Source organism: Aeromonas sp. FDAARGOS 1414, from assembly GCF_019047065.1.
Lineage (GTDB): Bacteria > Pseudomonadota > Gammaproteobacteria > Enterobacterales > Aeromonadaceae > Aeromonas > Aeromonas veronii_A.
The window spans coordinates 3,269,479-3,294,349 of record NZ_CP077210.1; the positions used below are offsets into that span (position 1 = coordinate 3,269,479).

At 57.2% G+C, this 24,871-nt stretch carries 30 protein-coding genes and 1 other RNA gene; 9 read left to right on the top strand and 22 right to left on the bottom strand.

What is annotated here, in order from left to right; translation table 11 throughout:
- Nucleotides 1–3 precede the first annotated feature (3 nt).
- The 4 genes from rsmH to rsmI form a co-directional block, all read right to left on the bottom strand.
- Nucleotides 4–942, bottom strand: a complete 939-nt coding sequence (gene rsmH / locus I6L44_RS14655) for a 16S rRNA (cytosine(1402)-N(4))-methyltransferase RsmH (protein WP_216952214.1) — start codon at nucleotides 940–942, stop codon at nucleotides 4–6.
- Nucleotides 943–1,401, bottom strand: coding sequence for a division/cell wall cluster transcriptional repressor MraZ (gene mraZ / locus I6L44_RS14660; protein ID WP_013723406.1), 459 nt, complete (start codon nucleotides 1,399–1,401; stop codon nucleotides 943–945).
- A 442-nt stretch (nucleotides 1,402–1,843) separates the two neighbouring features.
- Nucleotides 1,844–2,230, bottom strand: an RNA gene (gene rnpB / locus I6L44_RS14665) — RNase P RNA component class A.
- A gap of 155 nt (nucleotides 2,231–2,385) precedes the next feature.
- Nucleotides 2,386–3,219 (bottom strand): 16S rRNA (cytidine(1402)-2'-O)-methyltransferase, encoded by an 834-nt coding sequence (gene rsmI / locus I6L44_RS14670; RefSeq protein WP_047438714.1) that lies wholly within the window; start codon nucleotides 3,217–3,219, stop codon nucleotides 2,386–2,388.
- A 199-nt stretch (nucleotides 3,220–3,418) separates the two neighbouring features.
- On the opposite strand from rsmI, the gene I6L44_RS14675 reads away from it, so the two are divergent.
- The 4 genes from I6L44_RS14675 to dolP are packed head-to-tail and all read left to right on the top strand — an operon-like array spanning nucleotide 3,419 to nucleotide 6,702.
- Nucleotides 3,419–5,206 (top strand): penicillin-binding protein activator, encoded by a 1,788-nt coding sequence (locus I6L44_RS14675; RefSeq protein ID WP_254204225.1) that lies wholly within the window; start codon nucleotides 3,419–3,421, stop codon nucleotides 5,204–5,206.
- A complete protein-coding gene (locus I6L44_RS14680) occupies nucleotides 5,148–5,519 on the top strand; it encodes a YraN family protein (RefSeq protein ID WP_216954462.1) in 372 nt (123 codons plus the stop codon). Before I6L44_RS14675 ends, I6L44_RS14680 begins: the two co-directional genes overlap by 59 nt.
- A 9-nt stretch (nucleotides 5,520–5,528) precedes the next feature.
- On the top strand, nucleotides 5,529–6,119 hold the full coding sequence (locus I6L44_RS14685; protein WP_005341724.1) for an SIS domain-containing protein: 591 nt from the start codon (nucleotides 5,529–5,531) through the stop codon (nucleotides 6,117–6,119).
- 4 nt (nucleotides 6,120–6,123) lie between these two features.
- A complete protein-coding gene (gene dolP, locus I6L44_RS14690) occupies nucleotides 6,124–6,702 on the top strand; it encodes a division/outer membrane stress-associated lipid-binding lipoprotein (RefSeq protein ID WP_216952216.1) in 579 nt (192 codons plus the stop codon).
- 44 nt (nucleotides 6,703–6,746) lie between these two features.
- Here dolP and I6L44_RS14695 read toward each other — a convergent pair whose 3' ends face one another.
- From I6L44_RS14695 to zapE, 8 genes are all read right to left on the bottom strand, one after another.
- The gene (locus I6L44_RS14695; protein WP_041234002.1) at nucleotides 6,747–7,172 is read right to left on the bottom strand and encodes a ClpXP protease specificity-enhancing factor; all 426 of its coding nucleotides are present in this window, start codon (nucleotides 7,170–7,172) and stop codon (nucleotides 6,747–6,749) included.
- Nucleotides 7,169–7,798, bottom strand: coding sequence for a stringent starvation protein SspA (sspA, locus tag I6L44_RS14700; RefSeq protein WP_005336279.1), 630 nt, complete (start codon nucleotides 7,796–7,798; stop codon nucleotides 7,169–7,171). The genes I6L44_RS14695 and sspA overlap by 4 nt, the downstream gene beginning before the upstream one ends.
- Before the next feature lie 87 nt (nucleotides 7,799–7,885).
- On the bottom strand, nucleotides 7,886–8,620 hold the full coding sequence (locus tag I6L44_RS14705; protein ID WP_201938939.1) for a cytochrome c1: 735 nt from the start codon (nucleotides 8,618–8,620) through the stop codon (nucleotides 7,886–7,888).
- Nucleotides 8,617–9,834, bottom strand: a complete 1,218-nt coding sequence (locus I6L44_RS14710) for a cytochrome bc complex cytochrome b subunit (RefSeq protein WP_005341735.1) — start codon at nucleotides 9,832–9,834, stop codon at nucleotides 8,617–8,619. The genes I6L44_RS14705 and I6L44_RS14710 overlap by 4 nt, the downstream gene beginning before the upstream one ends.
- 2 nt (nucleotides 9,835–9,836) lie before the next feature.
- Nucleotides 9,837–10,427 (bottom strand): ubiquinol-cytochrome c reductase iron-sulfur subunit, encoded by a 591-nt coding sequence (petA, locus tag I6L44_RS14715; RefSeq protein ID WP_216952217.1) that lies wholly within the window; start codon nucleotides 10,425–10,427, stop codon nucleotides 9,837–9,839.
- Nucleotides 10,428–10,722: 295 nt separating this feature from the next.
- Entirely contained in the window at nucleotides 10,723–11,115 is a 393-nt protein-coding gene (gene rpsI, locus I6L44_RS14720; RefSeq protein ID WP_005336286.1) for a 30S ribosomal protein S9, read from the bottom strand.
- Nucleotides 11,116–11,130: 15 nt separating this feature from the next.
- On the bottom strand, nucleotides 11,131–11,559 hold the full coding sequence (rplM, locus tag I6L44_RS14725; protein ID WP_005341737.1) for a 50S ribosomal protein L13: 429 nt from the start codon (nucleotides 11,557–11,559) through the stop codon (nucleotides 11,131–11,133).
- 266 nt (nucleotides 11,560–11,825) lie between these two features.
- Nucleotides 11,826–12,920 (bottom strand): cell division protein ZapE, encoded by a 1,095-nt coding sequence (zapE, locus tag I6L44_RS14730; protein WP_216952218.1) that lies wholly within the window; start codon nucleotides 12,918–12,920, stop codon nucleotides 11,826–11,828.
- 140 nt (nucleotides 12,921–13,060) lie between these two features.
- Between zapE and I6L44_RS14735 the strand changes: the two genes are divergently transcribed.
- From I6L44_RS14735 to degS, 3 genes are all read left to right on the top strand, one after another.
- Entirely contained in the window at nucleotides 13,061–13,441 is a 381-nt protein-coding gene (locus I6L44_RS14735; protein WP_216952219.1) for a YhcB family protein, read from the top strand.
- 81 nt (nucleotides 13,442–13,522) lie between these two features.
- Entirely contained in the window at nucleotides 13,523–14,884 is a 1,362-nt protein-coding gene (locus I6L44_RS14740; protein WP_216952220.1) for a Do family serine endopeptidase, read from the top strand.
- A 109-nt stretch (nucleotides 14,885–14,993) separates the two neighbouring features.
- Nucleotides 14,994–16,118, top strand: coding sequence for an outer membrane-stress sensor serine endopeptidase DegS (degS, locus tag I6L44_RS14745; RefSeq protein WP_216952221.1), 1,125 nt, complete (start codon nucleotides 14,994–14,996; stop codon nucleotides 16,116–16,118).
- 146 nt (nucleotides 16,119–16,264) lie between these two features.
- Here degS and npr read toward each other — a convergent pair whose 3' ends face one another.
- The 10 genes from npr to I6L44_RS14795 form a co-directional block, all read right to left on the bottom strand.
- Nucleotides 16,265–16,537, bottom strand: a complete 273-nt coding sequence (gene npr, locus I6L44_RS14750) for a PTS phosphocarrier protein NPr (RefSeq protein ID WP_005336318.1) — start codon at nucleotides 16,535–16,537, stop codon at nucleotides 16,265–16,267.
- Nucleotides 16,538–16,557: 20 nt separating this feature from the next.
- Entirely contained in the window at nucleotides 16,558–17,424 is an 867-nt protein-coding gene (rapZ, locus tag I6L44_RS14755) for an RNase adapter RapZ (protein WP_040068818.1), read from the bottom strand.
- 45 nt (nucleotides 17,425–17,469) lie between these two features.
- A complete protein-coding gene (ptsN, locus tag I6L44_RS14760) occupies nucleotides 17,470–17,916 on the bottom strand; it encodes a PTS IIA-like nitrogen regulatory protein PtsN (RefSeq protein ID WP_005336322.1) in 447 nt (148 codons plus the stop codon).
- A gap of 2 nt (nucleotides 17,917–17,918) precedes the next feature.
- Nucleotides 17,919–18,206, bottom strand: coding sequence for a ribosome hibernation promoting factor (gene hpf, locus I6L44_RS14765; RefSeq protein WP_005336323.1), 288 nt, complete (start codon nucleotides 18,204–18,206; stop codon nucleotides 17,919–17,921).
- Nucleotides 18,207–18,226: 20 nt separating this feature from the next.
- Nucleotides 18,227–19,666, bottom strand: coding sequence for an RNA polymerase factor sigma-54 (locus I6L44_RS14770; protein WP_005336331.1), 1,440 nt, complete (start codon nucleotides 19,664–19,666; stop codon nucleotides 18,227–18,229).
- 65 nt (nucleotides 19,667–19,731) lie between these two features.
- Nucleotides 19,732–20,457: an LPS export ABC transporter ATP-binding protein gene (gene lptB, locus I6L44_RS14775; protein ID WP_005336333.1), complete on the bottom strand. Its 726-nt coding sequence runs from the start codon at nucleotides 20,455–20,457 to the stop codon at nucleotides 19,732–19,734.
- Nucleotides 20,458–20,460: 3 nt separating this feature from the next.
- Nucleotides 20,461–20,988: a lipopolysaccharide transport periplasmic protein LptA gene (gene lptA, locus I6L44_RS14780; RefSeq protein ID WP_040068817.1), complete on the bottom strand. Its 528-nt coding sequence runs from the start codon at nucleotides 20,986–20,988 to the stop codon at nucleotides 20,461–20,463.
- Entirely contained in the window at nucleotides 20,975–21,535 is a 561-nt protein-coding gene (lptC, locus tag I6L44_RS14785; RefSeq protein ID WP_005336338.1) for an LPS export ABC transporter periplasmic protein LptC, read from the bottom strand. Before lptC ends, lptA begins: the two co-directional genes overlap by 14 nt.
- Nucleotides 21,532–22,086 (bottom strand): 3-deoxy-manno-octulosonate-8-phosphatase KdsC, encoded by a 555-nt coding sequence (gene kdsC / locus I6L44_RS14790; protein WP_047438734.1) that lies wholly within the window; start codon nucleotides 22,084–22,086, stop codon nucleotides 21,532–21,534. Before kdsC ends, lptC begins: the two co-directional genes overlap by 4 nt.
- Nucleotides 22,086–23,081, bottom strand: coding sequence for a KpsF/GutQ family sugar-phosphate isomerase (locus tag I6L44_RS14795; protein WP_005356672.1), 996 nt, complete (start codon nucleotides 23,079–23,081; stop codon nucleotides 22,086–22,088). Before I6L44_RS14795 ends, kdsC begins: the two co-directional genes overlap by 1 nt.
- A gap of 207 nt (nucleotides 23,082–23,288) precedes the next feature.
- Here I6L44_RS14795 and mlaF point away from each other — a divergent pair, with 207 nt between their 5' ends.
- On the top strand, nucleotides 23,289–24,089 hold the full coding sequence (gene mlaF / locus I6L44_RS14800) for a phospholipid ABC transporter ATP-binding protein MlaF (protein ID WP_005336343.1): 801 nt from the start codon (nucleotides 23,289–23,291) through the stop codon (nucleotides 24,087–24,089).
- Nucleotides 24,089–24,868, top strand: a complete 780-nt coding sequence (gene mlaE / locus I6L44_RS14805) for a lipid asymmetry maintenance ABC transporter permease subunit MlaE (RefSeq protein WP_005336345.1) — start codon at nucleotides 24,089–24,091, stop codon at nucleotides 24,866–24,868. The genes mlaF and mlaE overlap by 1 nt, the downstream gene beginning before the upstream one ends.
- Nucleotides 24,869–24,871: the final 3 nt, after the last annotated feature.

Sequence of the window (24,871 nt, forward strand, 5' to 3'; positions counted from 1 at the left end):
CGCTTACTCCGCCAGCCGCTCGGCGACCCGCAGCACCGAGCTGCGCGAACGGGTGTTTTCAGAGACCTCATGATCAGAAGGCTTGAGCGCCTTGCCGACCGACTTCAATTTGCGACCGCCAGCCAGCTGGGCCTCGGTCAAGGGAATGCCGTAGGGCACTTCAGGCCCCTTCTCGTGCTTGCGAATGAAGTGTTTCACCAGCCGGTCTTCCAGCGAGTGGAAGCTGATCACAGACAGACGGCCATGTGGTGCCAGCACGTCCAATGCACCGTTGAGCGCGGTTTCGATCTCGTCCAGCTCGCTGTTGATATAGATGCGGATGGCCTGGAAACTGCGGGTTGCCGCATGCTTGCCCTTCTCCTTGCTCGGATTGACCCGGGCAATCATCTCAGCCAGCTGACGGGTACGCACGTAAGGCTCGGTCACCCGGTCGTGGACGATGGCGCGGGCGATCTTCTTGGCAAAGCGCTCCTCACCGAAGGTCTTCAGCACCCAGGCGATATCATCCACATCGGCCTTGGCAAGCCACTCGGCGGCGCTCTGGCCGGAACTGGGGTCCATCCGCATATCGAGCGGACCATCTTTCATAAAGCTGAAGCCGCGCTCGGCATCATCCAGTTGGGGTGAAGAGACCCCCAGATCCAGCAGGAAGCCATCCACCTTGCCCAGCAAACCGCGCTCATCCAGATAGGAGGCGATGCCGGAGAAGGGGCCGTGCACGATTTCGAAGCGGGGATCCTGGATCTTGGCCGCTTCGGCGATCGCCTGCGGGTCGCGGTCGATGGCGATCAGGCGGCCATTCGGGCCAAGGTGCTGCAGGATCAGACGAGAATGACCACCACGGCCAAAAGTACCGTCGACGTAGACACCGTCCGGCTTGATGGCCAGACCTTCAACGGCTTCGTGCAGCAGCACTGTGATGTGTTCAGCGGCTTGGGTCATTTATAAAGAGAAATCCTGTAGTCGTGGTGAGCTTGCCCAATCGTCCCCGGGCAGACCCAAGATGTCGTCATTGACCTGTTGTTGCCAGCGGGCTTCATCCCACAACTCAAACTTGTTGAGCTGGCCCACCAGCATAATTTTCTTGTCCAGCCCCGCATGGTTGCGCAGTGGCTGACTGAGCAGCAGACGGCCATTGCCATCCAGCTCGCATTCAGTTGCATGTCCCAGCAGCAGGCGCTGCAAACGGCGCTCTTGCGGATTCATGCTGGAGAGAGTCTTGAGCTTGCGCTCGACCTCTTCCCATTCATTCAGGGGATAAAGCAGCAGACAGGGATGGGCAATATCGATGGTGCAGACCAGCTGGCCGTCGCTTTCATCGCGCAGCCAATCACGAAATTTGGTCGGAATTGCCAGCCGCCCTTTACTGTCCAGGCTGATGGCATGAGCGCCACGCAACAAATTGCAGTCCCTGAAGGTGAGTGAGCAGGCAGATTGCCCCTCTAAAAACCACTTTGATCCACTTTTCCCCACCTTGAAGTTTAAGGACGTGCAGGGGGCTTTTCAAGCAAGGAGATGAGGCAGAGGGAACATATTGACGCAGCAATTGCATGCTGCGGATTGAGTGGGTTGATTTTCCACAAGTTATTTGGCGTTAAACTCTGTTGATTAATTGAAATAAGTGAATGAACTGAGAACACACACAATATGTGGGTGCGAACAACCATCCTGGGTTCTATCACCATCTATCGCTGCCATCGTGCCAAATACAAAACTATTCGATTGATTTAAAACATATATTTTCATGCAAAATGACAAGGTCGAAAATATCTTGCCAACGAAGCCATATTTTCTCATGCATAAAAAAGAGCCCCGCGATAAATCGCGGGGCTCTTCGGAATGAGGTCGGAGTCGGCCTGTAAGCCGGGTTCTGTACCGGGTTGCCCCGGGTAGCAATCATTCCTCTAGGCCAGCAATCGCTCGCTGGCTCAAGCAACCTACCCGCCCCCAACGCGGGCCGCGCCAATAGGGGCCTATTTGGTCTTGCTTCGGGTGGAGTTTACCGTGCCACGAACTGTTGCCAGTCGCGCGGTGCGCTCTTACCGCACCCTTTCACCCTTACCTGATCCCTTGCGGGCCATCGGCGGTCTGCTCTCTGTTGCACTGGTCGTAGGCTCGCGCCCCCCAGGCGTTACCTGGCACCCTGCCCTGTGAAGCCCGGACTTTCCTCCCCTCCGCCCGTCTGTCCCGAGGGACACAACGACGAAGCAGCGATTGCCCAGCCAACTCCGAGGCGCGGATTATACCCTTGCGATACGCACGGGGTAAACCGGCAATTCCCGTTTACAGCCATTTATCGCGCTTGGCCCCCGTTTACAGGCTGACTGATTGTCGATACAGGGGATTGCGCAGGTCAAAAAACAGTCTGATGACCTATTGACCGACTCAATAGTGCTCGAGACCGTATTTATAGAGGGCATTCTTCTTCACGCCGTGGATCTCGGCGGTCAGGGCGGCCGCTTTTTTCAGTGGCAGTTCGGTCACCAGCAGACCCAGAGTACGGATCGCCTCGGCGGGCAGATCCTCTTCTTCTTTGGAGGCGCCAGCCACGACCAGCACGATCTCGCCGCGGCAGCGGTTGTCATCCTCACCAAGCCAGGTCAGCATTTCAGAGGCTGGCAGACCGTGGATCGACTCGAAGGTCTTGGTCAGCTCGCGGCACACCACCACCTGACGCTCACCGAGAATGCGAGCAATCGCTTCCACTGTATCCTGCACACGGCGCGGGGATTCGTAGAACACCAGCGAGCGGGTGTCTTCAATAACGGCTTGCAGGCGATCGTCACGCCCCTTGCTCTTGGCGGGCAGGAAGCCCTCAAAGGCAAAGCGATCGGTGGGCAGACCGGCCGCGCTCAGAGCCGTGATGGCAGCACAGGGACCGGGCAGCGGCACCACCTTGACCCCAGCTTCACGACAGCGGGTGACCAAGTGATAACCGGGGTCGCTGATGAGCGGGGTGCCAGCATCGGAGACCAGCGCAACACTCTTGCCCTCTTTGATCCGGCCGATCAGCACATCGGCTTTCTGCTGCTCGTTGTGATCGTGCAGGGCGAAGGTCGGCACCGAGATTTGGTAGTGGCTGAGCAGGATACCGGTATGACGGGTATCTTCGGCTGCCACCAGATCGACACTGCGTAAAATATCCAATGCACGCTGGGTGATGTCCGCCAGATTGCCGATCGGAGTGGGGACTATATACAGGGTTGGGATGTCACTCATGGGATCTCCGAGTGCCCCGACAATTGTGTCGCCATATTGGCCCGTTTACACTATGGGGAACTTCAACACTGGTCGGGGAATGAACTTGAACCGGGTTACAAAGCAGCTAAGTGTATCACGACTCTTCGGCATCATACTCGCGGCAGTACTGCTCGCAGCCTGTGCGTCGGAGCCCAATCAACCGTCAGGGCAGTCAGGCATGCCCTCTGCGTTTTCCAATCTGACCAAGAATGCCCAGTGGTATCTTGAGCAGGTGGACCCCGCCAAGCCGGCCGAAGCCTTTACCTGGCAAATGCTGGCGGCACGCAGCTATCTGGCACTGGGCCAGACCAAACCAGCCTCGGCACTGTTCCAGCAATTGCAGAAGCAGGCCAAGGACCCCGCCCAGAAGGCGCAGTTGCAACTGCTGCAAGCCCATCTGTTGCTGGCGCAAGGCCACGCCAATCAGGCGCTGATCCTGCTGGAAGGCAAACCCGAGGTGCTGCTGGATGCCGATACCCAAAAGGATTGGTATCGCCAGCGCGTAGTGCTGCAACTCGACATCAACAACAAGTTTGGCGCAGCCAAGTCGTTGATTGCACTGGAGCCCTACCTCAATCAGAGCGAACAGGCCACCAACCATCAGCAGATCTGGTCGTTGCTCAAAAGCATGACCCCCTCCACCCTGCAAGCGCTGGAAGAGGCTCCGGCCCCTGATGTGACCACCGGCTGGCTACGACTGGCTGCACTGGTCAACGAGTTTGGCGCCCAGCCGAACCTGCTGGCGCGGCAGCTGGCAGGCTGGAAGCGTGACTTCCCAAACCATCCAGCCCAGAAGGATATGCCGGCGGGATTGGGCGATCTGGCGGCCACTGCAAGCACCTCGGTGCAGCAGATCGCAGTGCTGCTGCCCCTCTCCGGCAATCTGGAGCCGCAGGGCGCCGCCATCCGCAACGGCATGCTGATGTCTTATAAGGAAAATCAGGGACAATTCACCCTGAACTTCTACGACACCCAGAGCAAGTCGACCAGCGAGCTTTACAAGCAGGCGATTCAGGAAGGGGCAGACATGATCATCGGCCCGCTGCTGAAAGACCGTGTCGAGGAGCTGCTAAAAGCCAATCCGACCGTGCCGGTACTGGCACTCAACGAGCTGGACAAGCCGGTCGTCAACGACACCACCTACTACTTCTCCCTCTCTGCCGCCGCAGATGCCGCGCAGGCAGCCCAGTACCTTTACACGCAGGGCTACCGCAAACCGCTGCTAATCGCCGCCCAGGGGCGGATCGGTTACAGCAGTATCAAGGCGTTCGAGCAGAGCTGGGCTACCCTGAGCCAGGATAAGCCGGTCGTTGCTACCTTCGGTGCCCGCAACGAAGTACAGGGGATGGTCAAGAATGCCCTGAGCGGCCGCTCTATCGCCCGTGCCGGTGAAGTGGTGCAACTCTCTGATGCCGCACCGCGCAGCATCGATGCCGTTTATGTGGTAGCCAACAGCCTGGAAACCCGGATGATCAAGCCCTACGTGGATGTCTCGGTCAATCCGATGGGCAGCCTGCCCATCTACACCAGCTCCCGTGGCTACGACAGCGCAGCCACCGAGGTCGCCTCCGAGCTCAACGGCATGCATATCGCCGATATGCCGCTGCTGCTTGGCGGCTACGAGAAACAGCGCGAGCAGATCGCTCTGCTCTGGCCGCAGACCCAGGGTGACCTACTGCGTCTGTTTGCCATGGGCTACGATGCCGTCAGCCTGGCTGAGAACCTGCAGCAGATGCGCAAGGTAGGTGGCATGCAGCAGGCCGGCATGAGCGGTCAGCTGAGCGTGGATGCCCAGGGCAATATCGTGCGGATGCTGAGCTGGGGTACTTACCAGAACGGCAAACTGGTCGACGAGAACGCCGTTCAGCAACTGGAGGAGCCCTCCAATGAAGGAACTATGGAAACGGATGCGCCAGCAGTTGCCGAGCCTGTTCCCCTCACCAACGAGCAAGGGACAGCACTTTGAACAAGTCGCTGAACGCTGGTTGCAGGCCCAGGGCCTGCAACCGGTAGCTCGCAACTACCGCTGTCGTGGCGGTGAAATAGATCTCATCATGCACCAGGGCAAGACCCTGGTGTTTGTTGAGGTGCGCTACCGGGCCACCGGCAGCCATGGCGGGGCCGCCAGCTCGGTCACCCATAGCAAACAGCGCAAGATCATGCTGGCAGCGCGCCACTATTTGAAGCAACATGCCATCAACGAGGCCAATCAGGCCTGCCGATTCGATGTGATTGCGTTCGAGGGTGACCAGCCAGCCTGGATCCAGAACGCATTTTAAGAGGACCCTATGACTGACCGCATCAAAGAGAACTACACCGAAAGCATCCAGACCAAAATAGCCGCCGCCGAGGCGCTGCCGGATGCCATCCATACTGCAGCCCAGATGATCACCATCTGCCTGCTCAATGGCCACAAGGTGCTGGCATGCGGTAACGGTCCTTCTGCCGCACTGGCGCAACTGTTCATCTCCGAGCTGGTCAACTGCTACGAGACCCAGCGCCCCTCTCTTCCCGGCATGGCTCTGACCCCGGACATGGCGACCATCAGCGCCATCGCCACCGACCATGGTTTTGAAGAGGTCTACGCCAAGCAGATCCGCGCGCTGGGCCAGCCTGGCGACATTCTGGTGGTCATCACAACCACGGGCAACAGCCGAAGCCTGATCAAGGCGGCCGAGGCAGCTCTCTCCCGCGACATGACCATAGTGGTGCTGAGCGGCGGCGACGGTGGCGAAATGGCTGGCTTGCTGGGGCCAAACGATGTGGAGATCCGAGTACCCTCTGCCCGCCGCCCCCGTATTCTTGAGGTCAACCTGTTGACCCTGCACTGTCTGTGTGATCTCATCGACCAGACTCTTTTCCCGCAACAGGAAGATTGAAACCATGAACAAGCAGATACTCATCCTTGGCCTGCTAGCCAGCGCCTTGCTATTGCAGGGCTGTGCTGCCGTGGTGGTTGGCGGAGCAGCTGGTACCGCCAAGGTTTCTGGCGACCGCCGTACCATGAGCGCCCAGTGGGATGACCAGAGCATCGAGCTGAAAGCAGCCAATCTGCTGGCCGACAACAAACCGCTCAGCGCAGCCAGCAAGATCAGCGTCTACAGCAACAATGGCCGCGTGCTGCTGGTCGGTCAGACACCTTCTGACGTTTACAAGCTGGAAGCAGGCAAGATTGTTGGCCGCATCGAGGGGGTCCGCCACGTCTACAACGAGTTACGCCTTGGTCAGCCAGTCAGCCTGACCACACGCAGCAATGACACCTGGCTCACCTCCAAGGTGAAAGCCGACATGTTCGGCACCAAAAACTTCGATAGCGCCAAGGTCAAGGTGGTCACCGAAAACGGCGAAGTATTCCTGATTGGTCTTGTCACCCGTCAGGAGGGAGAGCAGGCGGTCAACATCGCTCGCCACGTTAGCGGTGTGAAGCGCGTGATCAAGGCCTTCGAGTTCGCCCAGAACTAAGCTCGACCGCAAATAAAAAAACGCAGCCAATCGGCTGCGTTTTTTTATTTGATCACCTTCAGGGTCGGACGACCGCTTGGACGCGGCGGTTCCGGCTCTGGCTCCACCGGTGCTTCGGCCTGCTCCAGCCAGATATCGTAACCAGGCTCGGGGGGGAACAGGGTTCCCACGCCGTTCTCCCTAGCATGGATAGCCAGCACGGCCGCCATCGGGATATAGACCTGTTGGGATACCCCGCCAAAGCGGGCGCTGAAGCTGATTGCCTCATTATCCATGTGAAATTGCATCACGGCACGGGGCGCGATATTCAGCACAATCTGCCCGTCCTGAGCAAACTGCATCGGCACCATCACATGGGGAATGTTGACGTTGACCACCAGATGGGGAGTCAGATCGTTATCCAGCAACCAGTCAAAGAACGCCCGTAACAGGTACGGGCGACTCGGCGTCATTGTCGGTTCCATGCTCATACGCCAGCACGGATCTCGCGTTCGGCTTCGGTCAGGGATGCCTGGAAGGACTCACGCTCGAACAGACGAACCATGTAGGCCTTCAGCTCTTTGGCGCCACGACCGGTCAAGTCGATACCCAGGCTCGGCAGACGCCACAACAACGGAGCCATATAGCAATCTACCAGACCAAACTCTTCGCTCATGAAATAGGGCATTTCACCGAAGATCGGTGCAATGGCGAGCAAGTTGTCACGCAGTTCGTTGCGTGCTGCTTCTGCATCGGTACCGGCCATGATCTTGTCAGCCAGGGAATACCAGTCCAGCTCGATGCGGTGCATCATCAGGCGGCTGTTACCACGCGCAACCGGATAAACAGGCATCAGGGGTGGATGCGGGAAGCGTTCGTCCAGATACTCCATGATGATGCGTGAGGTGTAGAGTGCCAGCTCACGATCAACCAGGGTCGGTACAGAGTTGTACGGGTTCAGCTCGGCCAGCTCATCCGGCAGATTGGCTGGGTCAACCTGACAGATATCCACACTAACACCCTTCTCCGCCAGGACAATACGCACCTGATGGCTGAACATATCGTTGGCACCGGAAAACAGCGTCATTACCGAACGCTTATTGGCAGCTACAGCCATTGAACCCTCCCGTCATAAAAAAGCAGAAACGGCAATGAAGCATCTTGGTCTTCATTGCCGTGCATTATATTACCCGGATCTGGTCGCTTAGTGAACGTCGCGCCAGAATTCCTTCTTCAACAGCACAGTGAAGATGAAGAAGATCACGATGAAACCAAGCACCCAGAAGCCCATGCGTTCACGCTCCTGTTGTACCGGTTCAGCCGAGTAGACCAAGAAGTTTACCAGATCCAGTACCGTCTTATCATACTCTTCGTCATCCATTTCACCGTTGCCGTCAGATTTGATGCTGACAACCTGCTGGGTCTCGACGCCATCGACCATGTGAGTCGCGAACTCGGCACGGGGAGTCCCCTGCAGCGGCTCCAGCACATGGGGCATGCCCACTGACGGGAACACCACGTTATTCACACCAAACGGACGGGTCGGATCCACGTAAAAAGAACGCAGATAAGTGTAAATCCAGTCCGCACCACGTACTCGGGCTACCAGAGTCAGGTCGGGAGGCGGCGCACCAAACCACTTAGCGGCATCCTTCTCGGACATGGCACTCTTCATCAGATCACCCACTTTGGCGTCGGTGAAAATGAGGTTCTCCTTCATCAGATCCTCAGGGATCTCCAGATCGGCAGCAACCCGGTTGTAACGTTGGTACTGGGTAGAGTGGCAGCCGGCACAATAATTCATGAAGGTGGCCGCTCCGCGTTGCAGGGATGCCTTGTCACTCAGATCGTAATTGGCCTTGTCCAGTGCAACCGCACCTCCAGCGGCAAACACCAGAGAGGGCAGCAGGGTCAGCACTGCAAATATTATTTTTTTCATTTAAATGTCACCCTCTCCGGCAGCGGCTTGGTGCGTTCGTTTTTGCTGTAGAAGAACAACAGCACGAAGAAACCGAAATAACCCAAGGTACAGATCTGGGCAACCAGCGTCAGAGTCGGCGTCGACGGCAGTACACCCAGCACCCCCAGAATGATGAAGCAGACCACAAACTGGGCGATGTTCAGCTTGTGCAGCTTGCTGCGATAGCGTACTGAACGCACCTTGCAGCGATCCAGCCAGGGCAGCAGGAACAACACCACAATAGAGAGGCCCATCATGATGACGCCAAGCAGCTTGTCAGGTACCGCACGCAGAATCGCGTAGAAGGGGGTGAAGTACCACACAGGCGCGATGTGAGCCGGAGTCTTCAGGCCGTTGGCCACTTCAAAGTTCGGCTTCTCGAGGAAGTAACCCCACATATCCGGCTTGAAGAAGATGATGGCGCAGAAGAAGAACAGGAAGCCGGCCACACCGATCATATCCTTGACGGTGAAGTAAGGGTGGAACGCCACCGCATCCAGCGGCCAGCCGTTCTCGTCCTTGTGCTTCTTGATATCGATGCCATCCGGGTTGTTGGAGCCGACTTCGTGCAGCGCCAGGATATGCATGGCAACCAGCATCACCAGCACCAGCGGCAACGCGATGACGTGCAGCGCGAAGAAGCGGTTCAGGGTCGCACCAGAGATAACGTAGTCACCACGGATCCACAGAGTAAGATCGTCACCGATGACCGGAATGGCACCAAACAGCGAGATGATGACCTGGGCCCCCCAGAATGACATCTGTCCCCAGGGCAGCAAGTAGCCCATAAAGGCTTCCGCCATCAGCACCAGGAAGATCAGCATGCCGAAAATCCACAGCAGCTCGCGCGGCTTCTGGTAAGAGCCGTAAATCATACCTCGGAACATGTGCAGGTAGACCACCACGAAGAAGGCAGAGGCACCGGTAGAGTGCATGTAACGTAGCAGCCAGCCATACTCCACATCCCGCATGATGTACTCGACGGAGGCAAACGCACCTTCCGCAGAGGGGTTGTAGTTCATGGTCAGCCAGATGCCGGTGATGATCTGGTTAACCAGCACCAACATGGCCAGCGAACCGAAGAAATACCAGAAGTTCAGGTTCTTCGGAGCCGGATACTTGGCCATGTGGTCGTTGTACATGGCCGTAAGCGGAAAGCGATCGTCAATCCAGCCCATCAGTTTGCTCAACATGATCAGGCCTCCTTGCCATCGGCACCGACCAGAATGGTGGTGTCGTTAATGAATTGATACGGCGGAATAACCAGGTTCAGTGGTGCAGGCACCCCCTGGAACACACGGCCAGCCATATCGAACTTGGAGCCATGACACGGGCAGAAGAAGCCGGACGCAACCCCCTGCACCTGCTCACCAAAACTGTCAGGCAGATAAGAAGGTGAACACCCGAGATGGGTGCAGATACCGACCGCGACAAAAATTTCGGGCTTGATCGATCTGTACCCGTTATGGGCATAGTCAGGCTGCTGCGGCTCTTCTGATGAGGGATCCCGCAACTTGTCATCATGTGCTGCCAGGGCATCCAGCGTCTGCTTGGTGCGTTTCACCACCCAGACGGGTTTGCCACGCCACTCGACACGGATGAGCTGACCCGGTTCCAACTTGCTGATATCGACTTCAACCGGTGCACCGGCTGCTTTGGCCTTGGCACTCGGATTCCATGACTTTATAAACGGCACTGCGGTAAACGCAGCTCCTACCCCACCAACGGCAACCGTTGACCAGGTAAGAAATCTGCGGCGACCGGTATCAACTGGCGCATTGCTCATCCAAAAACTCTCCCATGTGGACTCCGCACATTCTTATAGTGTCCCTGTTCCCCATTTTTCCCGTGACAACAGCGGCGGAAGCTGGATTTACAATTGCCACAGAAAACAGGGGAAATTTTAAAGAAAAGATAACAACTTGACAAGAAAGAGCGGTGAGCAATAAAAACAATAAAGAAACAATTTTTTGTCTTTTGTGACGCGTGGTTAGCATTGATGTCGGTAATATTACCAATAAAAAAAGCCTGGCGGTTGCCAGGCTTTTTTGACACTCGAAAGAGTGAGCACCGAAAGCGAATTAACGCTTGGAGTACTGCGGACGCTTACGAGCTTTGTGCAGACCGACTTTCTTACGCTCAACCTTACGGGCATCGCGAGTAACAAAGCCTGCTTTACGCAGTTCGGAACGCAGGGTTTCATCGTACTGCATCAGAGCACGAGTGATACCGTGGCGGATCGCACCAGCTTGACCGGAGATGCCACCACCGTTAACGGTGATGTACAGATCCAGTTTCTCGGTCATCTCAACCAGTTCCAGCGGCTGACGAACTACCATGCGGGCAGTCGGACGACCGAAGTACTGCTCCAGGGAGCGCTGGTTGATTACGATCTTACCGCTACCCGCTTTGATAAATACGCGAGCAGTGGAGCTTTTGCGACGGCCGGTACCGTAGTATTGATTTTCTGCCATGTTGCCAGTTCCCGATTAGATATCCAGTACTTGAGGTTGCTGAGCAGCGTGAGCGTGCTCGGCGCCTGCGTAAACTTTCAGTTTACGGAACATGGCACGGCCCAGAGGACCTTTCGGCAGCATGCCTTTAACAGCAGCTTCGATTACCATTTCCGGTTTACGCTGAATCAGCTTGTCGAAGCTGATTGACTTGATACCACCCGGGAAACCGGAGTGAGCGTGGTACATTTTGTCGGTAGTTTTCTTACCGGTAACACGTACCTTCTCAGCGTTTACAACGATGATGTAATCACCGGTGTCAACGTGCGGAGTGTATTCAGCTTTGTGCTTACCACGCAGACGAGCAGCGATCTCGGTTGCGATACGACCCAGAGTTTTACCTTCTGCGTCCACAATGTACCAGTCACGTTTTACGGTTTCTGGCTTGGCAACGAAAGTTTTCATTAAGTTAAACCCAATTACCTGTTACAGACCCAATTGTTTATGGGGGCTCTCCCACAAACAACAAACGATGGCCTACCTGTACCCCTTCGAATACAAGTAAAGCTTAAAGTGTTGCTGTCTTATCGACAGCTGTAACGTGGGCCGGGCGATTATAAGTGAAGTTGCCTTAAATATCACCTGCTAATTTCACTGCCATGAAACCAGCAAATGTCGCCCGGCCCTACCTGCCGCAGATGCCCATCCGACTGGCAGGCGCGGTATTGTGACTAAGGAAGGTGCACTCTGGCAAGGTATTCGTGCGATTGCATTTCCTGAAGCCGTGAAAGACAGCGTTGGAATTCGAAATTCAGCAGCCCTTCGCCGTAGAGTTCTGTCATAGGAACCGCCGCCGACATGATGAGCTTGACGTGCCGTTCATAAAACTCATCGACCATGGCAATGAAGCGGCGAGCCGCGTCATCCGTGCCTGTGCCCATTGGCTGCACATTCGCCAGCAGAACAGTATGGAATAGCCTGGCCAGCTCGATATAGTCGTTCTGGGAGCGGGGAGTACAGCAAAGTTGCTCAAATTCCATATAGAGCACCCCTTCCCCCATTCCGAGCGACGTCAGCTGACGATGATTGACCTCGAACGCCCCCTCGCAAGCCGTATGCCCACCGGTTAATTGCTGAAAATAGCGGTCAAGATTGGCTTTTGCCTGCAAATCCAGCGGGCAGTGATAAATCTCGGCTTGTTCCAGCGTACGCAGGCGATAGTCGATACCGCCATCTACGTTAAGTACCTCGCAATGAAGCTCGATCAGCTCGATAGCTGGCAGAAAACGAGCTCGCTGCAGCCCGTTGCGATAAAGATCCTTTGGCGGAATATTTGAAGTGGCGACCAGCACAACACCGTGACCAAACAGCTCCTGAAACAGCGTGCCCAGCAACATGGCATCGGTGATGTCGGAGACAAAAAATTCGTCGAAACAGATGATGTCTGTCTCGCTGGCAAGCTTGCTGGCCACCAGTTTGAGGGGATCGGACTGCCCGCTCAACCCCTGCAATTCATCGTGAATGCGGTGCATGAAACGGTGGAAATGGCTGCGCATCTTGCGCGTCCCCGGCAGGCTGTCGAAAAAGGTATCCATCAGCCAGGTCTTGCCTCGGCCCACTCCGCCCCACATATAGATACCGAGGACGGGCTCCGGCTGCTTGGGCTTTTGCAGCCAACCCAGCAACCCTCGAGATCTGGTCGGAGTCGGGCGCCGTAGCAAATCCTGATACAGTCGCTCCAGCCTGCTAATGGCCATCCCCTGCGCGGGGTCGGCCACAAAGCCGGGGCGCAGCAGATCCTGCTGGTATTTTTGCTGCGGTGTCATCCTTGAGCGCCTCTCCAAGTCCCTGAATCGAGGACAAAATGGTATCACGGCCTCAGGACGCACGGTATAGTGCCATCAAGGCATGGCGGTTATGACGACCGCATAACCCCACTCTGTTTTAGCTGTAACAAGGAGCATCTATGAGTCTGTTAACTGGGATCCTGCTGGCTGTCGCGGCCCTGATTATCGGTATCGTTCTCGGCCGTTTTTCGGTACGCAGCCGCGATGCCGGCCGTCTGGAACAGGAACTGAAAAAGGCCCACAAGGAGCTTGAAAGCTATCAGGGCCAAATCAATACCCACTTCGCCGACAGCGCCGCGCTGATGGAGCAACTGGCCGAGCAGTATCAGACCCTCTATCGCCACATGGCCGAGCAGAGCAAATTCCTGGCCAAGGCACAGGAACCGCTGTTCCGTGAATCATTGGTAGAAGAAGCCCCAACCAAAGAAGCAGATGAGCCGGGCGTCCCGCCTCGCGACTATGCCGGCGCCTCTTCCGGACTGCTCAAACAACCAAATTAGTTCCTCGCGGAACTAATTGGCCAGCCCTGTGGTCTGACCTTGACGATTGCAATGCAACTTTTTCTGGGAGCTGTTTTTCATATGCGTAAACCTCTTTCCATGCTCAGTGTGCTAGCCCTCAGCGTCGGTATCGCCATGTCTGCGGCCCCTGCTCAGGCCGCACTGCCTTCCCTGTTAGGCTCTAATCAGGAGATGCCAAGTCTGGCCCCCGTTCTCGAACAGGTCACTCCTGCCGTAGTTAATATCTCTGTCTCCGGCAAGAAGATCACCCGCCAGCGTCTGCCGGAACAATTCCGTTTCTTCTTCGGTCCCAATATGCCCGATGAACAGGTGAGCGAGCAGCCGTTCCAGGCACTCGGCTCCGGTGTCATCGTCGATGCCAAGAAGGGTTACGTGATCACCAACGCCCACGTGGTTCACGAGGCGGACGAGATCAAGGTCACTCTGAAGGATGGTCGTGAATATGCGGCCAAGAAGATCGGTGAAGACAAGCAGTCCGACATCGCCCTGCTGCAAATCAAGGCCGAGGATCTGGTGCAGATCAAGTTCGCCGACTCCGACGAGCTGCGGGTGGGTGACTATGCGTTGGCAATCGGCAACCCGTTTGGTCTGGGTCAGACCGTCACATCAGGTATCGTCAGCGCGCTCGGTCGCAGCGGCCTCAACATCGAGAATCTGGAAAACTTCATCCAGACCGATGCGGCCATCAACTCAGGTAACTCGGGCGGTGCCCTGCTCAATCTGCGTGGCGAGCTGATCGGTATCAACACCGCGATTCTGGGCCCGAACGGCGGCAACATCGGCATCGGCTTTGCCATCCCCTCCAACATGGTGCGGGATCTGACCGAGCAGATCGTCAAGTACGGTGAAGTGCGTCGCGGTCAGCTGGGCATTACCGGTACCGAACTCACCTCAGACATCGCCAAGACCTTCGGCTACAACAAGAAGGATGGCGCCTTCGTCAACCAGGTCATGCCTGACTCCGCCGCAGACAAGGCGGGCATCAAGGCGGGCGATATCATCGTCAGCATCGATGGCAAGCCGGTTCGCTCCTTCGGCGAGCTACGTGCCAAGATCGCCACCATGGGCGCTGGCAAGCAGGTCGAGCTGGGACTGATCCGCGATGGCAAGTCACAAACGGCCAAAGTGACCCTGAAGCAGGCCGATGACAGCGAAGTGCGCGCCAGCGCGCTGCATCCGGCACTGGAAGGGGCCAAGCTGAGCACCACTACCGATCCGGTCTCCGGCGTCGCCGTGGCCGACATTGATCCCCGTTCTCCGGCAGCCGCTTCCGGCCTGCAGAAGGGGGACATCATCATCGGGGTCAACCGTCTGCGCATCAACACGTTGGGCGAGCTGAGCAAGGCGCTCAAGAACAAGCCTGACGTACTGGCGCTCAATATCCAGCGCGGCGACTCCTCGCTCTATCTGGTGATCCGCTAACCCCCTGATGGTTCAACAACCTCTCTATCACCCGCGGCCTTCGCCGCGGGTGATTTTTATCCATCGATAGTGTTATTCTCTGCCCGCAGCCTGTACGGATGAGAATGACATGAAAATTTTCCCTTTAGTCAGTTACTTGGGCAAGTCTGTCGGTTTCGGTTTGACCGTCGCGGCGCTGCTGTTGCTGCTGTTTCCCAATTTTCGCGGTGGCGCCCAACTCCCGGGGCTCATCACCAATGCCCGAGAACTGAGTTTCTCCTATGCCGCTCATCGGGCCGGCCCCGCCGTCGTCAACATCTACACCCGCAGCTTTGCTCCTAACCAGGGCAATCAGGGAGAACTGCGTCCACAAGGACTGGGCTCCGGCGTCATCATGACCCAGCGCGGCTACGTGCTGACCAACTACCACGTCATCGCTGACGCCGACCAGATCATCGTAGCCCTGCAGGATGGCCGGGTTTTCAGTGCCGAGCTGGTCGGCACAGACCCGCTTACCGACCTTGCCGTGCTCTATATCGAGTCAGATAACCTGCCGGTAATCCCGCAAGATCCGGAGCGGTTGCCAGAAGTGGGCGATGTAGTACTCGCCATCGGCAATCCCTACAACGTCGGCCAGACCATCACCCAGGGCATCATCAGCGCGACTGGCCGCACCGGTCTCTCCAGCATGGGGCCGGACAGCAATGGCCGGCAGGATCTGCTGCAGACCGATGCCGCCATCAACGAGGGCAACTCGGGTGGCGCGCTGGTCAACGGCCGTGGCGATCTGGTGGGCATCAACACCGCCACTTATCACCTCAACGGCAATCAGGAGAGCTACGGCATCAGCTTTGCCATCCCCTACCGGCTGGCGAAGCGGATCATGGATGAGCTGATCACCAATGGCAGGGTCATTCGCGGCTACCTTGGGATATCCAGCGTCGAGATCAACCCGATAATCGCGCGGATGATGAATCTCGGCGATCTGCGTGGTCTGGTAGTGAAGAGTCTGGATCCCTACGGTCCAGCAGCCAAAGGCGGTCTGCAACGAGGGGATGTGCTGCTCAAGATCAACGGCGAAGCCATCAGCGGTCCCAGAGCCGCCTTGGACAAGATCGCCGAGAGCCGCCCCGGCACCAAGCTGACCATATCGGTGTTACGCTCCGGCAAGCCGCTGGAAGTGGTGGTCACCATTGAAGAGGATGTGCGCTATCAGAACCGGGCTGGAGTCAGCAATGTCTCATCGGCCAGCTAACGCGGCAAAGGTCTATTGCATCAGCCTGCAGCCTGTTAGGCTGCGCCTAACTCTCATTTCTCCATGGAACTACATAGTCAGCCATGTCATGCCGCAATAGCGCGACCGAATACAAGTGAAAGGAATAGAAGAAGAACGAGGAGTGACTACTCCTCATTAAAGCCAGAGGTGAACAGCTCCACCACGGCGGCCAGGGCCTCGACCTCTTCGGGGCCCTCAACCTGTACTTCCACCTGCCGCCCTTGCGCGGAATCCAGCATCAGCAGGCCGATGATGCTGTCAGCATCGGCCTCCACACCATCTTCATTGCGCAGCAGCACGTGAGCATCGAAACCCTGCACCAACTCGAACAGCATCATGGCAGGTCTGGCATGAATACCCAGCTTGTTTTTCACTTCAACCGAGGCGGAAACAGTCATCGGGTCGTCCTATTGGTCCGTCAAGATTGGGGGGCACTCTTGTCGAGAGTGCGGTGGCGGATCTGCACGTTCTTGCCAAGCAAACGGAATGCACTGGCCAGCCGCTCTGCAATAAAGACCGAGCGGTGCTGACCACCGGTGCAACCGATGCCGACCGTGAGGTAGCTGCGATTGTTGCGCTCCAGATGGGGCAACCAGGTCACCAGCATGTTCTCGATCTGCTGGGTAAACAGCATCACGTCAGCCTGCGCCGAGAGGTAGTTGGCGACCGGCTCATCCTTGCCAGTGAACGGCTTGAGCTCGGGGATCCAGTGAGGATTGGGCAGGAAGCGAGCATCGAACACGAAGTCGGCATCCTTGGGAATGCCGTACTTGAAGCCGAACGACTCGAACACCAGCACCAGCTCGTTCTCTTTCTTGCCGAGTACCCGGGTTTTGATGAGCTCGCTCAGGTCGTGAATGCTGAGGGTGGTGGTGTCGATACGCAGGTCAGCGGTCGAGGAGAGTGGCGCCAGCAGGTGGGTCTCCTCCCGAATCGCCTCATCCAGCGACAGCTTGTTGCGTGAGAGTGGGTGCAAACGGCGGCTCTCGCCATAGCGTTTGAGCAGGGTGCCGTTGTCGGCGTCGAAGAAGAAGCTGGAGAACTCTACCCGCCCCTCATTGCGCACCTGAGCCAGCAGATTTTCCAGTTTCTCCGGATCGCTCGGCAGGTTGCGCACGTCGATGCTGACCGCCAGCTTGTCGTACTGGCTCTCCACCGAGACAATCAGCTGGGGCAGCAAATTGACCGGCAGGTTATCCACACAGTAGTAACCCAGATCTTCCAGCACTCGCAGGGCTACCGTTTTACCGGAGCCCGAACGTCCACTTACCACGATTAACTGCATCTTGTTCCCTCACGCCAAAACGGGTGTCTCATCCTTGGCCTGCTGTCAGGCCGAGGTCATGATCTGATAGAGCTCTTCGTCGCTGGTTGCCTGACGCAACTGGCGGCAAACCGCCTTGTCACCCAGCTTGGAAGCCATCAGAGAAAGGGTCTTGAGATGCTGCTTGCACTCGCTTTCCGGCACCAGCAAGGCAAACAGCAGGTCAACCGGTTGATTGTCGATGGAGTCGAAAGGAATAGGGTCGGCAAAGGTCATCAGGATCGCGGTTGGCGGGAACTCATCGTCAATGCGACCGTGGGGGATCGCAATACCGGCACCGATCCCGGTACTACCCATTTTTTCACGGGCCAGCAAGCATTCAAACAGCGCCTGACGGGAGGTGCCAAGGCGTTCGGCGGCCAGCTCGCTGATGATTTCGAGGGCGCGTTTCTTGCTGGTACAAGGGACTGCACTCTTGGTGCAGTCCCGACTCAGTATGTGTTCAAGTTGCATGGTTATTTTTTATTTAACTTATCTTTGTGCTTGATGATCTGCCTGTCCAGCTTGTCGAGCAAGGTGTCTATCGCAGCATACATATCGGCATGTTCAGAGTTGGCAAACACTTCGCCACCGCTGACGTGCAATTTGGCTTCCGCTATCTGGTTCAGTTTTTCCACGCTAAGCACCACATGAACATTGTTGATGTGGTCGAAATGACGCTCGAGTTTGGCAAATTTGTTATTCACATAATCACGCAGAGCTTCGGTGATCTCGACATGGTGTCCGGTCAGGTTAATTTGCATAACATCATCCTTTTGTTTGCCTAAACCAGGCGTTTGCGCTGATTGGAAGGTGGGATAAACAAGGATTCGCGATACTTAGCGATCGTGCGTCTCGCCACCATAATACCCTGTTCGGCCAGCAAATCCGCGATCTTGCTATCACTTAACGGCTTGGCAGGATTCTCTGCCGTGACCAGCTTCTTGATGAGCGCGCGAATTGCGGTCGATGAGCACTCTCCTCCTCCTTCGGTGTTCACATGGCTGGAGAAAAAAAACTTCAATTCGAAGATACCACGGGGGGTATGCATGTACTTCTGGGTCGTCACCCGGGAGATGGTCGACTCATGCATCTCCACCGCTTCGGCGATGTCATTGAGCACCATCGGCTTCATCGCCTCTTCACCATACTCGAAAAAGCCCTGTTGCTGCTCGACAATGCAACTGGCCACTTTCAGCAGGGTGTCATTGCGACTTTCCAGGCTCTTGATGAACCACTTGGCTTCCTGCAAATGGGAGCGAATAAACTGGGTGTCGGTGCTGCTGCGGGCGTTGCGGGCCATGGCGGCATAAGTCTCGTTGACCCGGATGCGGGGGGCGGAGTCGGGATTGAGCTCGACCACCCACTTGCTGCCCTTCTTGACAACGGAGACGTCGGGGATCACGTACTGGGAGTCGCTCTGGATGATGCCATTGCCGGGGCGCGGCTCCAGCAGCTGGATCAAATCCAGCACCTCCTTGAGGTCGCTCTCCTTGAGTTTTGTCTTGCGGGCGAGGGTGCGGTAATCCCGGTTGCCGAGCAGCTCCATGTGCTCGAGGATCACCTCCTTGGCCTCGTTGAGCCAGGGGGTCTGCGGGTCATACTGATCCAGCTGGATCAGCAAACACTCCTGCACAGAACGGGCAGCAATACCGACCGGATCGAAGTGCTGCACCCGCTTGAGTACCGCCTCGACCTCATCGAGCTCCACCTCTACGTCATCGCTGGTGACGGCTGCCTGGATATCCTCCAGCGCAACGGTCAGATAACCGGATTCGTCGATGGCATCGATAATGGCGAGCGCGATGGCAGCATCCACATCGCTGAACGGTGTGAGCCGCATCTGCCACAGCAGATAATCCTGCAGGTTTTCGGTGGTTTCACCCTGATAGACGCTATCTTCCCCATCGTGGATGGGGCCCGCGCTCTGGGCGGTGCCGGCAGAGTAAACCTCGTCCCAGGTGGTATCCACCGGCAACTCATCCGGCATCTGCTCCTGAGCCATGGCATCGCTGGAATCCAGCTGGCTGGCATCGACCGGCGCTTCCGGACTGGTCTCTTGCGCCTCGCTCTCTTCCTGCTCCAGCAGAGGGTTGTTTTCGAGCGCTTGCTGAATTTCCTGCTGAAGTTCCAGAGTGGAGAGCTGGAGCAGACGAATCGCTTGTTGTAATTGCGGCGTCATGGTCAGGGACTGACCGAGACGCAACTGTAATGTCGGCTTCATCTACGTCGGGATATCCTTATGTTCAGCGAGGCACTCGTCAAAGGAAATGAAGGCATGCCCCCTTACTATAGACTGAATTGATCGCCCAAATAGACGCGCTTGACCTGCTCATCGGCAAGGATGTCAGCCGGTGCACCTTCGGCAATCATCTTGCCGTGGCTGACGATATAGGCCTTCTCACATACGTCCAGAGTCTCTCTGACGTTGTGGTCGGTAATCAAGACGCCAAGGCCCCTATCTTTCAGATGCTGAATGATCTTCTTGATGTCTATCACAGAAATCGGGTCAACCCCTGCAAAGGGTTCATCCAGCAGAATAAAACGCGGCTCGGCCGCCAGCGCACGGGCGATCTCGACCCGGCGACGCTCACCACCGGAGAGGCTCTGACCCAGGTTGTCGCGAATGTGGGTGATATTGAACTCTTCCAGCAGTTGCTGAACCTTGTCTTCACGCTCTTCACGGCTCAACCCCTTGCGGGTCTGCATCACGCCCATCAGGTTGTCGAACACCGACAGGCGACGGAAGATGGAGGCCTCCTGCGGCAGGTAACCGATGCCGTTACGCGCCCGCACATGCATGGGCTGCAGGCTGATGTCCTGATCGTCGATGGTGATGAGACCGGCATCGCGCTGCACCAGCCCCACGATCATGTAGAAGGAGGTGGTCTTGCCCGCCCCGTTGGGGCCGAGCAGGCCGACAATCTGGCCGGTGCCCACTTCCAGGCTGACGTCACTCACCACCATGCGGCGCTTGTAGCTCTTCTGCAGACCCACTGCTTTTAACACTGCCATGGCTTATTTTCCCTGCTTCTTCTGGTCGGCGGGCTTATCGAAATTCTCTACCTGATCCGGCAGGAATACAGTTTTGACCCGCTGGCTCGGGCTCTTGCTCTCGGCGATCATCTTCTGTTTGACGATGTCGTAGCGGATCAGATCGCCATTGACCTGGCTATCTTCCTGCTTGAGCTGACCGTTGCCGGTGATGGTCACCAGACGATTCTTCAGCTCGTAGCGGATGGTATTGCCGTGGGCATTGACCGGCTTGCCGTTATCCAAGATCTGGAAGAAGGTGGCGGGCTTGCCGTAGGCAGTCATCACCTCGGCCCCTTTCTCGCCGGAACGGGTCACTACCACCTTGTCAGCCTTGATCCGGATGGTGCCCTGATTGATGGTCACATCCTCTTCGAAGGTGATGCGGTTGTCCTGCATCTCGGCCACCTGTTTGACGGCATCGACGTAGACCTTCTCGGCAAAGTCGGACTCTTTGGCAGTCACCGCACCACACAACAACAGGGCTGCGAGGGCCAGATTAGCGTTTTTCATTGAAATAGATGGCATGGCCTTGATCCAGTAACTCAAAATATTTGCGGTCCAGATGGCCCTTGAGGCCAACCCCTTGGGTCTGGAAATCCCGACCCAGAATGTTCACTTCTCGGTTGCTGCGCACATCCTGTGTCACCAGATCCAGCTCCAGATAGGGGGTATCCAGTGTGGAGATGAAAGAGGTGGGCAGCAGACCATCCAGATGCACCTTGTCCCGCAGGATGACGTTGTCGCCGGTGTTGAGCACGCCGGTTTCGGCGGTCACCTTCCACTCGGCGGCACCCTGATCGTCATACATGTAGACCACCGGCTTGTCGAAAGTGGCCTGCTCGAGGATTTGATAATACTCGGCGTAGGTCGACTCCAGCCGCTCGGTGCGCTTGCCGTTGATATCAAAACGGGTGGTCACCAGATCTTTGGCGACAAAATCCGGCTGATAGTTTTCGATTTTGACGGCGCTCTCCGGCACCAGCTCAACCTTGCCCAACTGCCAGGCAACCAGCGCGACCAGAAACAGCAGGGCAAACAACAGGGTCTGTCTGCTCATACCGAGGCCTCGGGCTGATAATCGTCGTGGCCCTGCGCCTGCAAAATGAGGTCACACACCTCGCGCACCGCGCCCATGCCACCGCCAAGCCGGGTCACCATATCGGCACGACTCAGCACCAGCGGATGGGCATCGGCCACCGCGATACCCAGGCCGCAGGCGGCCATCACCGGCAGATCGATGGTGTCATCGCCCATATAGGCGGCCTGTTCAGCAGTCAGCCCCAGCTTGGCCAGCAGCGCTTCGAAGTGAGGCAGCTTTTTATCAGCCCCCTGCACCACATGAGCCACACCCAGGCTTTTCATCCGATCGCTGACGATACGGGAGTTGCGCCCTGTGATGATGGCGATCTCGATCCCGGCATTGAGCAGTGCTCGCATGCCCGCACCATCACGGGTGCAGAAGGTTTTCAGCTCTTCGCCGTTGTTTCCCATGTAGATGAGGCCGTTGGAGAGCACCCCGTCCACATCGCACACCAGCAGGCGGATTTGCGCCGCCTTGTCGAACTGGCTGCGCGTCACCGGACCATAGAGGGTCGGTACGTTTTGCATCAAATTACTCCGGCTTTCAGCAGGTCGTGCATGTTGAAGGCGCCGAGCGGGCGCTTGTCACCATCCACCACCAGTAATCCGTTGATTTTTCTCGTTTCCATCAGCTTGACGGCTTCTGCAGCCATCATCTCTGGGCCTACGGTAACACAGTTGGCCGTCATCACACGGCTGATGGGGGTGTGATGGATATCGATCTGCTGGTCAAGAATGCGGCGCAGGTCGCCATCGGTAAAGAGCCCGGCCAGCAGGCCATTGCCATCGACCACAGCCGTCATACCGAGTCCTTTGCGGCTCACTTCCAGCAGCGCCTGGCTGATGGTGGCATCTATCCCTACTCGGGGCAACAGCTCACCGCTGTGCATCAGGTCGCCAACCCGCAGCAACAGACGCTTGCCAAGGGAACCGCCCGGGTGCGAAAGCGCGAAGTCATCGGCGGTAAAACCGCGCGCTTCCAGCAGGGCGACCGCCAGGGCATCGCCCATCACCAGGGTTGCCGTGGTGCTGGAGGTGGGCGCCAGACCCAGCGGGCAGGCCTCTTTCTCCACCTTGATGCACAGGTGCACATTAGCCTCTTTGGCCATGGTAGAGGCGGGATTACCGGTCATACAGATGAGCGGAATGCCGCGGCGCTTGAGCACAGGCAGCAGAGCCAGGATTTCGTCGCTCTCGCCGGAGTTGGAGATAGCGATGATAAGGTCGCCACTGGAGATCATCCCCAGATCGCCGTGACTCGCTTCTCCCGGATGAAGGAAGAAGGCCGGTGTGCCGGTGCTGGCGAGGGTGGCGGCGATCTTGCTGCCGATATGGCCCGATTTGCCCATGCCGGTGACCACTATCTTGCCACCGCAGCGCAGCACCATTTCGCACGCCTTGTCGAAGGCGTCGTTCAGATACTGATAGAGTCCATCAATGGCTTGCTTTTCTGTGTCCAGCACCGCGCGGGCACTGCGACGAAAATCGAACAGTTCAGACACTTTCTCAGGCTTTACAGACATAAAGACACAGCTCCGGGCCGAAATTAGCTGCGGGATTATAAAAAAGTCTGCCCGGATAAGCGAATCGGATGGCAAGTCCCGCTCTCGATGACGCACTTTGTTACAGAAAACTGTCGTGCAAATGGGCTTGCAGCCTGTTCAATAGTTGTTCCTTGCTGTTGCTTAGACCTAGACTACCCCATAAAATTCGCACCTCATTTACACCGGATGGACAATTGTTTGAACAATGACCTGATCACCATCTCCGACCTGACCTTCAGTCACGGAGATCGGCTGTTGTATGACGGGATCAACCTGACCATTCCTCGTGGCAAGGTGACCGCCGTCATGGGCCCGAGCGGCATCGGTAAAACCACCCTGCTGCGGCTGATCGGTGGCCAGCTCAAGCCGGAGTCCGGTCACATTCTGTTTGACGGGGAAGATATCCCCACCCTCTCCCGTTCGCGCCTCTATGAAGTGCGCAAACGGATGAGCATGCTGTTCCAGAGCGGCGCCCTGTTTACCGGCATGACGGTCTACGACAACGTGGCCTTCCCGCTACGGGAACACTCCGGCCTGCCGGAGGAGCTGATCCACACCATCGTCATGATGAAGCTGCAGGCGGTGGGCTTGCGCGGCGCGGCGAAACTGATGCCCTCCGAGCTCTCCGGCGGCATGGCGCGCCGGGCGGCCCTGGCACGGGCAATTGCGCTCGATCCTGACCTCATCATGTATGACGAGCCGTTCGTCGGGCAGGACCCCATCACCATGGCGGTGCTGGTCAAGCTGATCAAGGAGCTGAACGATGCCCTCGGCATCACCTCCGTCATCGTCACTCACGATGTGAAAGAGGTGCTGAGCATCGCCGATTACGCCTACATCATTGCCAATCGCAAGGTGGTGGCGCACGGCACGCCGGATCAGCTGCGCGAGGAGCACAATCCCGAAGTCGAGCAGTTCCTCAAAGGATTGCCCGATGGTCCTGTTCCGTTTCATTTTCCGGCAGGCGATCTGCTACAGGATCTCTGATGTTGATAAGTCAAATAAGCAAGCTGGGGCGGGTCGGAGTGCGGTTTATCAGCTCCGTCGGTCGCGCCACCATCATGTTGTTCCATGCGCTGGCGGGCAAACCCGAGCCGCGCAAGCACTTCCCGCTGCTTGTCCAGCAGCTCTATGTGGTGGGTGTGCAGTCGGTGGCCATCATTCTGGTCTCCGGCCTGTTCATCGGCATGGTGCTCTCGCTGCAGGGTTACAACGTATTGAAGGATTTCGGCGCCGAGCAGAGCCTGGGGCCGCTGGTCTCCCTCTCCCTGCTGCGGGAGCTGGGGCCTGTGGTCACGGCGCTGCTGTTTGCCGGCCGTGCCGGTTCGGCCCTGACCGCTGAAATCGGCCTGATGAAGGCCACCGAGCAGCTTTCAAGCCTCGAGATGATGGCGGTCGACCCACTGCGCCGGGTGGTTGCCCCCCGCTTCTGGGCTGGCGTCATCAGCATGCCGCTGCTGGCCTTTATGTTCAGCCTGATCGGCATCTTCGGCGGCAAGCTGGTTGGCGTGGACTGGCTCGGCGTGGACGAAGGGGGCTTCTGGTCTGCCATGCAGGCCTCCGTCGACTGGCATGAAGACATCATGCAGGGCGCCATCAAGAGCCTGATTTTCGCCCTGGTGGTCACCTGGATTGCGCTCTTTAACGGCTATGATGCCAAGCCGACCTCGGCCGGGATCAGTCAGGCCACGACCCGAACCGTGGTCCACTCATCCCTCGCCGTGCTCGGCCTGGATTTTATACTCACTGCAGTCATGTTTGGATAAGGT